The sequence below is a fragment of the Alteromonas sp. ABD4_190 genome, from assembly GCF_056160105.1.
The window spans coordinates 3,596,948-3,610,132 of record NZ_JBSWWN010000001.1 but is presented as its reverse complement, the minus strand read 5'-3'; the positions used below and the strand labels follow the sequence as shown (position 1 = coordinate 3,610,132).

Annotated in this window: 12 protein-coding genes; 6 read left to right on the top strand and 6 right to left on the bottom strand. The window is 44.9% G+C overall.

Translation table 11 applies throughout. From position 1 onward, the window contains the following. Positions 1–61 precede the first annotated feature (61 nt). Positions 62–784, top strand: a complete 723-nt coding sequence (pepE, locus tag ACXAFM_RS15720) for a dipeptidase PepE (RefSeq protein ID WP_474835174.1) — start codon at positions 62–64, stop codon at positions 782–784. On the opposite strand, the gene bioD is transcribed toward pepE, so the two are convergent. Genes bioD through bioB form a run of 4 tightly spaced genes read right to left on the bottom strand, consistent with a single transcriptional unit; the run spans position 755 to position 5,131 of the window. After that, positions 755–1,564 (bottom strand): dethiobiotin synthase, encoded by an 810-nt coding sequence (gene bioD, locus ACXAFM_RS15715; RefSeq protein ID WP_474835172.1) that lies wholly within the window; start codon positions 1,562–1,564, stop codon positions 755–757. The two genes, pepE and bioD, sit on opposite strands and share 30 nt — an antisense overlap. Then, positions 1,561–2,643 (bottom strand): methyltransferase domain-containing protein, encoded by a 1,083-nt coding sequence (locus ACXAFM_RS15710; RefSeq protein ID WP_474835170.1) that lies wholly within the window; start codon positions 2,641–2,643, stop codon positions 1,561–1,563. Before ACXAFM_RS15710 ends, bioD begins: the two co-directional genes overlap by 4 nt. A gap of 2 nt (positions 2,644–2,645) precedes the next feature. Next, positions 2,646–4,007, bottom strand: a complete 1,362-nt coding sequence (locus tag ACXAFM_RS15705) for an aminotransferase class I/II-fold pyridoxal phosphate-dependent enzyme (protein ID WP_474835168.1) — start codon at positions 4,005–4,007, stop codon at positions 2,646–2,648. Further along, complete coding sequence (gene bioB, locus ACXAFM_RS15700) at positions 4,007–5,131, bottom strand: biotin synthase BioB (protein WP_474830725.1); 1,125 nt, start codon at positions 5,129–5,131, stop codon at positions 4,007–4,009. The genes ACXAFM_RS15705 and bioB overlap by 1 nt, the downstream gene beginning before the upstream one ends. Before the next feature lie 98 nt (positions 5,132–5,229). On the opposite strand from bioB, the gene bioA reads away from it, so the two are divergent. The 4 genes from bioA to ACXAFM_RS15680 all read left to right on the top strand — a co-directional run bounded on the left by bioA (position 5,230) and on the right by ACXAFM_RS15680 (position 9,148). After that, positions 5,230–6,495: an adenosylmethionine--8-amino-7-oxononanoate transaminase gene (gene bioA / locus ACXAFM_RS15695; protein ID WP_474835562.1), complete on the top strand. Its 1,266-nt coding sequence runs from the start codon at positions 5,230–5,232 to the stop codon at positions 6,493–6,495. A gap of 172 nt (positions 6,496–6,667) precedes the next feature. After that, positions 6,668–7,189, top strand: coding sequence for a DUF2937 family protein (locus tag ACXAFM_RS15690; RefSeq protein WP_474835166.1), 522 nt, complete (start codon positions 6,668–6,670; stop codon positions 7,187–7,189). Positions 7,190–7,332: 143 nt separating this feature from the next. After that, the gene (locus tag ACXAFM_RS15685) at positions 7,333–8,559 is read left to right on the top strand and encodes an ABC transporter substrate-binding protein (RefSeq protein ID WP_474835164.1); all 1,227 of its coding nucleotides are present in this window, start codon (positions 7,333–7,335) and stop codon (positions 8,557–8,559) included. 307 nt (positions 8,560–8,866) lie between these two features. Beyond that, positions 8,867–9,148 (top strand): hypothetical protein, encoded by a 282-nt coding sequence (locus tag ACXAFM_RS15680; RefSeq protein WP_474830719.1) that lies wholly within the window; start codon positions 8,867–8,869, stop codon positions 9,146–9,148. Between the two features lie 47 nt (positions 9,149–9,195). Here ACXAFM_RS15680 and ACXAFM_RS15675 read toward each other — a convergent pair whose 3' ends face one another. After that, entirely contained in the window at positions 9,196–10,467 is a 1,272-nt protein-coding gene (locus ACXAFM_RS15675) for a GNAT family N-acetyltransferase/peptidase C39 family protein (protein ID WP_474830717.1), read from the bottom strand. Then, positions 10,464–11,951: a RimK family protein gene (locus tag ACXAFM_RS15670; RefSeq protein WP_474830715.1), complete on the bottom strand. Its 1,488-nt coding sequence runs from the start codon at positions 11,949–11,951 to the stop codon at positions 10,464–10,466. The genes ACXAFM_RS15675 and ACXAFM_RS15670 overlap by 4 nt, the downstream gene beginning before the upstream one ends. Before the next feature lie 250 nt (positions 11,952–12,201). Between ACXAFM_RS15670 and ACXAFM_RS15665 the strand changes: the two genes are divergently transcribed. Further along, a complete protein-coding gene (locus ACXAFM_RS15665; protein ID WP_474830713.1) occupies positions 12,202–13,170 on the top strand; it encodes a calcium/sodium antiporter in 969 nt (322 codons plus the stop codon). The last annotated feature ends 15 nt before the right edge of the window (positions 13,171–13,185 follow it).

Below are 13,185 nucleotides of genomic sequence, written 5' to 3'. Positions count from 1 at the left end.
CGACTAAACTTTCAGCCTAGTTTCACGTATGATACGCCGTCAGAAAAATTGTGGAGTTAGTATGACCGCACATGTACTTATGCTAAGTAGCTCACGCCAAGGCGACGAGGCTTACTTAGAGCACGCTAGAGCACTTATTTTTGCACACTTGGGCGAAATTCGCGACCTTCTATTTGTTCCTTATGCCGCCGTAACTCAAACGTACGATAGCTATGTAGACGCCGTTGCTACCGCCCTGCCAGAGTGCAAGATTACTGGGCTACATTCCGTTGAAGACCCGGTTGCCGCGGTAAATAACGCAAAGAAAAACGGCCAAGCCATTGTTGTAGGCGGTGGAAACACCTTTCACCTGCTTTCTACCCTTTATGCAAACGCGCTTATTGTGCCAATAAAGCACGCCATCGCTGATTGCACGCCTTATATTGGCTGGAGTGCAGGTTCGAATATTTGTGGTCAATCAATTAGAACCACTAACGACATGCCCATTATCGAGCCGCCGAATTTTGATGCACTAGATATCGTGCCGTTTCAGTTGAACCCGCACTATACCGATTATCAGCCGCCGGGTCACAATGGCGAAACCCGCGACCAACGTTTGGCTGAGTTCACCACGCTTAATCCAACCACGCCAGTCGTTGCTATTCGCGAGGGCACAGCGCTGCGCCTTACTAATAATCAACTTACCCTAGTGGGTGAAAAAGACGGCTTTATCTTTCTAGGTGAAGAAAAAACGCCAATTCATTCAGGTGATGATTTAACTTATTTGCTTGATAGCGGCGAATAGCGCCTCATCGCCAGGCGCTATCTGGTAGGGAATTTCTGCCAGTAGCGGCTCGGGTAACATGGCTTTAAGAGAATGAAGATTTTCTTGATATCGCGTCATGTTACCTGTGATGTCGTTCGCAACCCATCCTTTAATGGTAAGTCCATCGGCGCGAATTGCTTCTGCAGTTAATAACGCATGATTTAAGCAACCCAAACGCATGCCTACAACTAAAATCACATCCATTTTGAGTGTTTTCACAACATCAGAAAGATAGTAAGTGGGCGTATACTCATCACCTACCGTTAGCGGTAAACGCCACCCACCTGCACCTTCCATTAACAGAAGATCGGGTTGATAGGCGTGCAGTTCGTCAAGCCCTTTTGCAATCTCGTCAAACGTTAACGCAACACCTTCTTCAAGGGCTGCAATATGTGGTGCAATAGCCGGCTTTAGTGCAATTGGGTTTATTTGATGTAAAGGAAGTGTCTGTCCACTTTCTTCGTTTATTTGATGCAAAGGGAGTGTCTGTCCACTTTCTTCGTTGTTTTCATTTGCGCTTTTTAGCTGGTTATTGTCTGTAATTTTAATGGCTTTATTTGTGCGTATTTTGGAGCACGCTTTCTGAATATTTAGCGCATCTTCGTTAACCCTCTCGCCGTTTATCTGTTCGCATCCGGCTGCAATAGGCTTGTAGCCGATGGCGCTTAACGAGGATTTTTGCGCAGCTTGTAGTAGTTGGCAGGTAACATAGGTTTTACCTACTTCGGTGTCGGTACCGGTAATGAAATACTGCTTCATCGTTTTTCCAATCTAAAATGACTCACGCGGTAGGTAAGCGGTAACTTACTTTCTACACCGCTCATATTGCTGTAAGCCATAGCTAATTTTTTAATATCTCGACGGGTGAGCGGCGGTTGTCTTCGGCCGGTCTCACCTGCCCCAACTCCCTTCACAGAGCGCAGTAGCGACATAATATCGCAGTGAGTATCGACATAGTCCTTAGTAATCACCCGCTGCAAATAGAGGCCCGACTGTTTAAAGCCATTTACCCATTGTGCGGTTGTTGGCATATAGGTTTCAGCCTGTGAAAGCTGCGCTACTTTGCGCGCCGTTTTAAGCTCACTAAATGAACCCGCCACCATAATCGCCAGCTCGGCAATACCACTCTTTTCAAGCACTCGCGCTATCTCATTAGCAACAAGCCCAGTATCGCTAACCCACTGAAGCGCCATAGATGAAAATACGGTTGAAAATTGGTTATCAGAGAAAGGCAAATCAACAGCACTACCTTCTACGAAAATGGGGTCAGAGTACATTTTTCTGGCCTGCGCCAACATACCCTCGGCAATGTCTACGCCAGTTGCAGCTGCACCTTTATTTGCAAGGGTTTGGGTATGAATGCCAGTACCACAGCCGATATCAAGAACCGTACCCTGTAGGTCTATCGGTAAGTTAGCTAATGCCTGCTTGGCAATAATGCACTGAACACCCGCAATACTGTTGTACTGCACAGCCGCTTTTGAAAAACGATGTGCCACGTCCTGCTCGTTAATTGCTGAAGCAGAATCATTGCGTTCAACTTTTGCAGCACCTTTAGTTGTTATAGAGCCTTCAGCTGTAATATAGCTCTCAGTCTTAGCGTTTTCCTCAGCATTCAAATGTGCCGCAGCTTTGGAAGAGCAATCAGAAGGGTAAGCAGTTTTAACTGTGAGAGTCCCTTTAGCGTTGGTCGCTCTCTCAGATTCAAAAGATGTCTCGGACGGAAAAGCCCCGTTTGCCCTAAAAGCCGCCTGCGCCGCGTCGCTCGACAGCTTACCGTCGAAGAGACTTCTCGATTCTGCCGACATAGCAGCTTTTATAGCGGGACTTAATGACATCGTTACATCTCTTTTTTACTTACAGAGTCAGGAGTACTCACAGTGCTGTCTGATTCTTTTTCTACTGAAGTCTCACTTAATAGAAAGTTATTAAGTGAAAGTTCTAGCGCATCAAGCAATACGTCAATATCTTGCGATGTATGATTTGACGTAAGCGTAATACGCAGCCTGTCTTGGTTTTTCGGTACAGTAGGCTGCCTGATAGCCGTTGCCCAGATACCGCGCTGCTTTAGCCCCTCACTTAGTGAAACTGCACGTTCTGGGCTACCAACAATAATGGGCTGAATCGCGCTTTGCGACTGCCCCAAAGTGATTTCAATCGGTGCTTTGTCTTTCTCGCTTGAATTGAGTGTCTGTCCAAAACGTTTTTGAAACAACTCTCTGAAATAGGCGATATTGGTATGTAGCGTTTCGCGGCGGGCAGTATCACTGGCGATATGAGTGAGGGAGTACAAAGTAGCCACCGCTTGTGCTGGCGGCATGGCAGTGGAATACACGTAGTGCTTCGAAAAATTCACCAGATAATCAATTAGGGTTTGGCTTCCCGCAATAAAGGCGCCGGCCGTGCCCACTGCTTTGCCAAATGTTCCCATAACAATAGGCGCTTGTTGCTGGTTTAAGTTTAGTGCTTCTGCTGTGCCGAAGCCGTTTTCACCCAATACACCCATACCATGTGCATCATCTAACATGAACCATGCATTATATTTAGCGGCCAGTTCGGCGATACCTTTGCAAGGCGCTACGTCACCGTCCATACTAAACACACCTTCGCTAGCAATCAGAATGTCTTGCTGGTTTACATCAGAATTACCAACCGCATCGGATAACTGGCTGTGACAAACGTTTGATAGCATGCTCTCTAAATGACTTAGATCGTTATGCTTGAAACGGCGAAGCTTAGCGCTGTCAGATACACACTGTGCCCCCTCTAGAAACGAAGCGTGCATGAGCTTGTCGGTAATAATATGACCAGCACTAGCGCTTTTATTAGGGCGAGACATGTGAGGAAAAAGTGCCATGCACAGTGCCTGATTGGCCGCAAAGCCAGAGTTAAACAACAGCGCAGTTTCTCGGTTTAAACCATCGGCAATGTAGGCTTCTAGCGCTAAATGAGCCTGTGTGTGCCCAGTTACCAAAGGCGATGCACCGCTGCCACCACCAAATTGCGCTAGTCCCTCAACCCAACTTTGCAATACACCCTCATGCTGGCGCATGCCTAAGTAGTCATTGCTTGAAAAGTTAAGATAGTGCTCACCGTTAATACAAATAATGCTGTCTTTTTCGTATTGTTGGCAGTGGCGCTGGCGCAGCAAACCTTGCTCGGCACGCGCGCTCAGCGAATCGTCTAACCAGTGAAAGGCCATTACGCCTCCGTTAAATGCTGTTTCTTTGGCGCTACCTTAGGCTTGGTTGCATCAATAAACAAGTCGTTACTGTCGTCGGCTTGTTCTTGTTGCTGGGCAATTTCTTCTTCTAACACTTGTTGATGTGCTTCGTCTGAGTAATCCCTTGTACGCTCAGTATTAATACCAAGCTTTTTGAACAACATTACGTCTTCATGGGTATCTGGGTTTGACGTGGTTAATAGCTTGCAGCCATAGAAAATGGAATTCGCGCCTGCCATAAAACAAAGGGCCTGCATTTGTTCATTCATGGCTTCACGGCCTGCCGACAAGCGCACATGTGACTTAGGCATCATGATACGAGCAACGGCAATAGTGCGGATAAACTCAAAATAGTCCAAGTCTTCTACACTATCGAGTGGCGTACCTTTTACTTTAACCAGCATGTTAATAGGTACACTTTGAGGCTGCTCAGGAAGGTTTGCTAATTGCACTAACATACTAGCGCGATCGCTCACCGTTTCTCCCATGCCAACAATTCCCCCAGAGCAAACATTCATACCTGCAGCACGCACGTTCTCTAACGTATTCAATCGGTCTTGGTAAGTACGGGTCGTGATAATGTCGCCGTAGTATTCCGGTGATGTATCAAGGTTGTGATTATAATAGTCAAGGCCCGCTTGCTTTAAGGCCACAGCTTGATCGCGGGTTAGCATACCCAGCGTCATGCAGGTTTCTAAGCCTAAGCTTTTCACCTCTTCAACCATTTTTAAAATGTAAGGCATGTCTCTGTCGCGTGGATTTCGCCAAGCAGCCCCCATACAAAAACGGGTTGAGCCCACTTGCTTTGCTTCTTTCGCACGCTGGATGACTTTTTCAATTTCCAGTAATCGTTCTTTTTCAAGGCCCGTATCATACCGAGCACTTTGCGGGCAGTACTTACAGTCTTCAGGGCAAGCACCGGTTTTAATCGACAAAAGCGTGCTGACCTGCACTTCATTCGGATTAAAATGCTGTCTATGCACCACTTGGGCATTAAACAGTAAATCGTTAAATGGCATGGCAAACAAAGCTTCGACTTCGGCTTTGCTCCAATCGTTTCGAATAGTTGTCGTTTGCGCAGAAGGCGCACTAGCCAGCGTCATTGACTGTCCTTTACTAATTATTATTGCTGGCTTAGTCTATGCCCCAATATCGAGTTGTCAACTCTGACCAATTCCAAACATTTACTAACGGTTATTTTGTGAACAATATTGAATTTGATAAACAACACATTTGGCACCCGTATACCTCGGCGGTAACCCCCCTTCCCTGCTATGAAGTAGTTAGTGCAAAAGGTGCTGAGCTTACCTTAGCCACCGGTGAAGTATTAGTCGACGGAATGTCGAGCTGGTGGGCAGCTATACATGGCTACAACCATCCTGTGCTCAACGATGCTGCGCACAAGCAAATTGACGAATTTTCTCACGTTATGTTTGGCGGTATTACCCACCAGCCGGCGGTAGATTTGTGTAAATCGTTACTTAACATGGTGCCGGCAGGTTTAGAGCGAGTATTTTTGGCTGACTCTGGCTCAGTGTCTGTTGAAGTAGCGATAAAGATGGCGATTCAATACTGGGCGTGTCAAGGGCGCTCAGAGAAGTCGCGCATTGTCGCGCCGCGCAATGGCTATCATGGCGACACCTTTGCCGCAATGAGCGTATGCGATCCAGTAAACGGTATGCACAGTTTGTTTGAAGGTGTATTAAGCAAACAAATTTTTGCGCCTGCCCCTCAAACTCGCTTTGGCCAAACGTTTAGCGAAGATGACATTCTTCCACTTGAAGAGATTTTTGAAAAGCATCACCACACGATGGCAGCCCTTATCCTAGAGCCTATTGTTCAAGGCGCGGGAGGCATGCGTATTTATCACCCCGAATACTTAAAGCGCTGCCGACAGCTTTGCGATACCTACGACGTACTTTTAATTTGCGATGAAATTGCTACTGGCTTCGGCCGTACAGGTAAGCTCTTCGCTTGTGAGCATGCGGGCATTTCACCTGACATCATGTGTTTAGGTAAAGCGATCACCGGTGGTTACATGACCCTTGCCGCAACATTGTGTACCGAAGATGTGGCTTTAGGAGTTTGCCAAGGGGAGCCCGGAGTCTTTATGCACGGTCCGACCTACATGGGCAACCCGTTAGCCTGTGCAGTGGCTAATGCTAGTCTATCGCTAATTAACGAAAATCATTGGCAGCAACAAGTCCCTGTCATTGAGAAACAATTACAAACCGAATTGGCAAAATGTGCAGACTTGCCGCGAGTCGCTGACGTAAGGGTGTTAGGTGCTATAGGGGTAGTCGAGACGGTCAATCCCGTCAATGTTGCCGAAATTCAACGCCATTTTGTGAAACATGGCGTGTGGATACGGCCATTTGGGAAACTGGTATACATTATGCCTCCGTACATTATATCTTCCGAGCAGTTAAGTAAGCTAACCCACGCAATTTACACCGCATTGAAATAGAGTGTGAGATTGTTACGCTAACTTTCTTCTTGGGTGAAATATGAGTTTTGGACGACGAGTTGACGTCAGATGGCCCGAGGGTTGATGTGAGTTTTACTATAAAGTGAACATTCAACTTTTAAGCGGGCCATTAGTTAAATCATTAATGCAGAGTGTTTATAGCGAGATTTGAATGATAGTACGTGTTTTAGATAAAGTTGTATTTGCAGTTTTGTTTATCATTACACTACAAGTCCCCATCTTGGCAGATCACTATCGTCAATACCTCAATGGTTATTATGATGCACTGAGAGATGAGGTTTCTAGTTCGTCAGCGCTCGCCAAGCAGCATGGTTTTTCTTCGGTTGAAGCCATGCTTGAAAGCTTACAGAAAAACAGTGAGCCAGTTGTGCGAGAGAATGCCTCGATGAAAGCTACACGTTTCACACAGATCACCACTTTAGAGCAAGGCATGAGGAAGCTAGAGCACGGTCATTACTTCGAAAAGCTTGTGTTTATGGCCTCGCCTTCTCAATATGGTACGCTGAAGCGCGTGTTAGATAATTTCAGCCCATCTGTCCCACTAACGCCTTCGTCAATTGTGTTCAGCTTGGTTACCGCTATCTTACTTAATCTGTTAATTTGGACGCCACACTTCTGCTATTGTCAGGTTAAGAAAATTAAAAATAAACCCAAGCGCTACGCTTATAAATAGTATGTTGTATACATATAGTCTCGAATTGTAGAGACTAAAGTTTAATAGTGACAAAACAAAACTCGTTATAATGTTTTTTAGGTGTTGCAATTTTTTGTCGTTGAACACCGACACGAAATTGTACGTGTAGAATAGGGAACATTATGATTAAGCGCTTTTGGGGTTTATTAGCTTACTGCGGAGTAATTGCAGTGAGTTGTGCTGAGCAGCTTAATGTAGGCGTATCCGTATCAACAAGCGCACAACGAGAAGCCTTCTATACCTTAGCGCACGATTTTGAGTTGCGTTACCCAACTGCCGAAGTGAGATTTACGGCCTTAAGCAGCGAAGAATATAAGCGCGCTTTTCCTAATATGCTGTTAGATGAGAAGCGCTTTGATGTTTTATACTGGCATGCTGGTCAACGCCTGTTTAATTTCATCGAAAAAGACTTAGTGTTACCCATCGATGATTTGTGGCTAGAAAGCAACTTAGACGCCGCATTTGACAAAAACGTAATGCAAAACCTCAGTTACAATGGTCGCTACTTTGCAGTGCCCATTTCCTATTATCAAATCGGCTTTTATTATTCAAAAGACGTGTTCGAGCGCTTATCATTACCCGAACCCACAACGTGGCGGGAGTTTATAAACGCTTGTGAAATTATAAAGGCGAATGGCCTACCTCCCATTTTCATTGGAACCAAAAGTAATTGGCCCGCCACAGCGTGGTTTGACTATTTAAATCTGCGATTGCACGGTCTTGATTTTCAAAAGAAGCTAACAAAAGGAGAGATAGCGTTTAGTGATGAACGTGTTAGAGCCACCCTGAGTTTCTTAAATGATTTAAGAAAAAATGGATACTTCATCGAAGACCACGATACTTTGGAGTGGAGAGTAAGCTTACCTCTGTTATCAAGAGGCTTAGTGGGGATGTCGCTTGTTGGGAATTATGTTATTCAAGAAATAAGGCCAGATATGCGCTCGCGCATCGGCTTTTTTCCTTTCCCTGAAATAAGCCAAACTATCCCTAAATATGAAGAAGCACCCACTGACGTGCTGATTATTCCCAAGCGCGCGGAGAACATTTCATTAGCCAGAAAGTTTCTAGCCTTTGTGGCAAGCCACGAAGTTCAAACCAAGCTCAATGCAAAACTAGGTGTTATATCGCCACATAAATTAGCGCAAGAACAGACTTCTCCACTCACCCAAGAGGCCCATGCAGCACTTTCTTCTGCTGACGGATTTTCACAGTTCTTCGATCGTGATGCTGACGAGGCGTTTGCCGCCGCCATAATGCCTATTATTGATGAATTTATGGTTAGTGGCGATATGTACAACACCATTACAGCGTTAGAGCAGGCTCGCAAAGAGACCTCATTATCTCCTTAGCACATATCGTATTCGCTCTTCTTAATCTCATGTAGTTAAGTGAAAACGCACCTTCATCGTCTTTTCGGTTAAGTTTTGATTACTACTGAAATTCACCTACGTAATAATTTTTTATTTACCCCGCTTTTAGTCATAAATCTTCCAATACCCATCCTCAACTTTTTATTGAACGTGGCATCAATAATGCAACATCTATAGTGAAGTTAAGTGAGAAAGATTCGTTTATTGTATTTTTTTAGAACAAGGAAAGCCAATAAGCCAAAACTATCAAACACTTAAGACAGAGTTATTGAACGGAGATACGACAATGCCTACAGATGCACAATTATTAATCGGGAAAGTGTTGCAAATAAAAGACAAAATTATTGCAAAACGCCATTGTATTCCAAGCGACTTAGAAGCGGAATGGAACACGCTAAATAGGCAAACTGCATGTTTTGAAAGTGAAGCGCTCTATAAGAGTGCAGTGAAAGGCCAAGAAATGAATAAGCATATTGATTATTCAGGTTCGGTGAAAGAGCTGTCTCAATTAGTAAAGCAGCTTAAAACATTAAATAAAAAGGTAAACGTTATACAAGTACACCATTAAGGCCTTAGGCATTGATTTATGCCCTAGGCCCTAACTCAAAACTTGTATTACTTTTTCTTTTTAAGGAGGACTAATGTTCTTACTTTACGCGTGCCATAACTCGCAAGCCTTAGAAAATCTTCGCGAGCGACCGGAATGTGTTGATACTCAACAGGCTGTCCCTCACTCGCATCTGGGTCGTGCAGATAGTAGCAGTGAGGATCGCAGCTAGTTACCGCTACCCAATGGGGTACTTTTTTCTTATCGAACGCGTATGTACTGATTAGACATAGTACTGCTCCACCAGCTTTTAGTGTTTGGTCGATTACGTCAGTCCGCCAGTCAGAAATTTCAACGGAAATGCCTTTTTTCCGTGCTTCTTCCATAAACTGAGATTCAACGTTTTCAACGATCGCTTTCTTATTAGCATCTCTAACGCCATCAACAAAAAGCGGGACGTCTTGGTTAATAACCACTTTCGCCGCATAACCTTCATTTACTGCAGCTAGTGCTAACCCCACCGGGTGACAGCCACCATGCCCTGACATCATGAATATCGTGGTAGCAGTACGCCACAATGATAGTTCTTTTTCCTGTGTCATTTCATAGCGATTGTTCAATGCACACATTGCCATCATTAATGCTGACGGACCGCAGGTAAAATCTGTTGTTTGTTGGTACCACGGGTAAATCTCTGGCTTAACCGACTTGCTCGGCACCAATACTTTCTGCATACGTAATGCGTCAGTGTGATCGTCGTAGTAATCGGTATACATACCGAACTGACTAAACCCTAACTTTTTATATAAAGCAATGGCGCCAGCATTACCTACTGCTACCTCCAGGCGCATAAATCGCTTTCCCCGCAGCAGCGCCCGCTCCCCCAAGCTATGTATAAGCTTTTCAGCAACGCCAAGCCCTCGCGCTTCGGGCAGCACCGCAATAGAATACAGTCTGGTAAGTTGTGTTCCGCGTCGCAGCAGTAACAGTCCGTAGCCTACTATGTTAATTGAACCCGGCTTATTATCGAGCTTCAAGCCTGAATTTAACGGCGCACGCTCGGCCACGATTAGCTCTGCGTGCTGGGCATCTATATAAAACTTGAAACGGCTCTTGCTTAGCCTGTCGGTTGTAAAGCAGGTTTGCTCAATATGCTGAAGCGAAGCAAGGTCGTGTAATGTCGCCACACGCAGCACTACTCTCGACTGCGTTGAAGGCGCATTGGCGCCTTTGGCCGACTTAGTATTCGACGCGCCTTCTGCTAAGCCATATGCACGATTTGCGCTTTCATGTGGACTTGCATTATTCACTTCAATGACTCGCTCAGCCGATGTGATCATCGCCCTCTTTGCTCCAACCTGTCAGCAAATTCCTGCATAATCAGTTCGTACAGTTCTTTGCCTAAATATTTATCTTCGACGCCCGAGTCGATACTTGGGTTGTCGTTCACTTCAATAACATAAACCGCGTTACCGGTTTGCTTAATATCTACACCGTACAAGCCATCACCCACTGCTCTAGCGGCCTTGATAGCGGCTTGTAGCACCGGCTTAGGTACTTCAAACGTTGGCATTGTGGCAAACCCACCCGAAGAGAATCGATCGCCCTGGTGGTTGTATATCTGCCAGTGGTTGCGCACCATAAAGTACTGACAAGCGTAGATCGGTTTGCCACCTAACACACCGATTCGCCAGTCGAACTCAGTGAAGATATACTCCTGAACCAAAACAAGCGCCGATTCAGTTAGCATTTGTTCTAACCGCGTTTTTAACGCCTCTTTATTTTCAGCTTTGTGCACACCGCGAGAAAACGAGCTTTCTGGCAGCTTTAAAACTAGTGGCAAACCAAAATCGGCAATGAGTTTTTCGCATACTTCATCGGATGCACTCGATACAAAGGTCGCTTTTGGCGCAGGTACTTTTTGGTATGCAAACGCATCTTGCAAGTACACCTTGTTACAGCAGCGCAAAATTGACTGCGTGTCGTCCATTACCACAATACCTTCGCGCTCTGCGGCTCGGGCTAAACGATAGGTATGGTGGTCAATTGCTGTCGTTTCACGAATAAACAGTGCGTCATAGTGACCTAGCTCTTCTTGCGACAAGCGACTGACCACATTAGCTCGAAAACCTACTTTTTCAGCCGCTTTTACAAAGTTTTTAATGGCTCGCTCATCACTGGGAGGCGTACTTTCTTCTGGGTTAACCAAAATCGCCATATCCCAGCGCGTGCGCTTGCTCGTTTTACTCGCTTTCCATTGTATTTTTGTCTGTTTCTCAAGTTGCTCAATAAAGCGTGATTGTTGCGCTGCATCTAAGTCTTTAAACGCTTTAGCTTGCAACGTTGCAAAACCTTCAATTTGTACTTTATTCGTAGCTTTGGGCAATTCGTTGGTATCGGTAACCATGAGGCTTAGTACCAATACCGGATACGAATATTTTTCAAACGCTTGGCGGGCCAAGCGCTTAAAGCGCTGATCTTTCACTTCACCGAAAAGTACTAATAAAGGCTCATCGGTAATTTCCGTATTATCGTGAGATACCGACAAGGAAAAAGCGATGCGATCGATACTTTTCTCTTCAGCCATACGCAAATCATTGATGGTATTTACTGAAGGCAACACAGAATGGTTACGAGCCTGAGCCAACAGCGAACAGTAATAGCCCTCGCTTAAATATCGCGTGGTATCGCAAATATTAATAACCCGGGTTTTGGGTTCGTTTAGCTTTGGGAACTCAGCAAGGTATTCTTGAAAAGTAAGTACAGTTAATGAAGAGTTACGAAAAGGGATAACATCGTCAGTAACAATCAAGGTTTTGTGCATTAATGTCGCTTCTAAAAGATGGTAGGTAAGTTAAAACGTAAACTGCGGTGCTCAAATAGCATACACAGTTATTTAGTCGCGAAGTTTACGCCTAACTTCAAATTTGCATAGCACAATCTGCACGGCTTTTTTTCATCGAAATGACAATAAAAACTGATGTACAATTAAATCTATTGATACAGCTTTAGTTTATTAATTTTGTCTATAAATAGAGATAGACAGAACGACACAAACGGTTTGAGGAGTAAGTATGTTATTAGCCAGTGTGGCTATTTTGATCGGGTTACCCGTACTGCTTTGGAGTGCAGGAAAGTTTGTAGGTGGTGCCGCATCAGTCGCTAATCACTATGGTGTATCGCCCCTCCTAATAGGTATGCTTATTATTGGGTTTGGTACGTCCGCTCCTGAAATTATCGTTTCTATTTTCGCCGCGTACCAGGGTAACTCGGGCATTGCGTTAGGTAACGCCTACGGCTCGAATATCGCCAACATTTTGTTAATTTTAGGTTTGACCGCCGTCATTAGCCCTATTGCGGTTAGATCGGAAATTATCAAAAAAGAATTGCCCGTATTACTGGGCATCACCTTTTTTGCTGTGTGGCAGGTATGGGACTTGACGGTTTCCAAAGATGACGCGTTTTCTTTGCTGGGGCTATTTGTACTGTTGATTTCATGGAGTATCTATCACGCAATGAAAGGCGATAAAGACGCCCTTGCCGATGAATACGATGAGGAAATCAATAGTAACGAGGGCACCGTTAAAACCCACGTTATGTGGTTAATTGCAGGTTTACTGTTACTTGTTGCAAGCTCTCGGATGCTGGTTTGGGGCGCGGTTGAATACGCCACCTTCTTTGGTGTAAGCGATACGATAATCGGCCTTACCGTTATCGCTATTGGTACATCACTACCTGAACTCGCGTCGTCATTAATGGCAGTTAAAAAAGGCGAGCATGATTTAGCAATTGGCAATGTTATTGGCTCTAATATGTTTAATACCCTAGCCGTTGTGGGTATTGCAGGGACGATACAGCCTATGACAGTAGGGGCTGAGTTCTTATACCGTGACGCTATGGTTATGTTTGCCTCTACCGTCGCACTCTTTATTTTCTGTATTGGTATTAAACGTCAAGGTCGCCTTAATCGCTTAGAAGGTGGGGCATTTGTGCTTGCTTATGCTGCTTATACCTATTGGCTAATTCAGGCAGCGTTTATATAAGTAGGTGCGACTTTT

Coding starts and splice junctions, on each gene's coding strand:
- ACXAFM_RS15690 (WP_474835166.1), top strand. CDS start 6,668: ATGATAGTACGTGTTTTAGATAAAGTTGTATTTGCAGTTTTGTTTATC.
- bioD (WP_474835172.1), bottom strand. CDS start 1,564: ATGAAGCAGTATTTCATTACCGGTACCGACACCGAAGTAGGTAAAACC.
- ACXAFM_RS15705 (WP_474835168.1), bottom strand. CDS start 4,007: ATGGCCTTTCACTGGTTAGACGATTCGCTGAGCGCGCGTGCCGAGCAA.
- ACXAFM_RS15665 (WP_474830713.1), top strand. CDS start 12,202: ATGTTATTAGCCAGTGTGGCTATTTTGATCGGGTTACCCGTACTGCTT.
- ACXAFM_RS15680 (WP_474830719.1), top strand. CDS start 8,867: ATGCCTACAGATGCACAATTATTAATCGGGAAAGTGTTGCAAATAAAA.
- pepE (WP_474835174.1), top strand. CDS start 62: ATGACCGCACATGTACTTATGCTAAGTAGCTCACGCCAAGGCGACGAG.
- ACXAFM_RS15670 (WP_474830715.1), bottom strand. CDS start 11,951: ATGCACAAAACCTTGATTGTTACTGACGATGTTATCCCTTTTCGTAAC.
- ACXAFM_RS15685 (WP_474835164.1), top strand. CDS start 7,333: ATGATTAAGCGCTTTTGGGGTTTATTAGCTTACTGCGGAGTAATTGCA.
- bioB (WP_474830725.1), bottom strand. CDS start 5,131: ATGACGCTGGCTAGTGCGCCTTCTGCGCAAACGACAACTATTCGAAAC.
- ACXAFM_RS15710 (WP_474835170.1), bottom strand. CDS start 2,643: ATGTCATTAAGTCCCGCTATAAAAGCTGCTATGTCGGCAGAATCGAGA.
- ACXAFM_RS15675 (WP_474830717.1), bottom strand. CDS start 10,467: ATGATCACATCGGCTGAGCGAGTCATTGAAGTGAATAATGCAAGTCCA.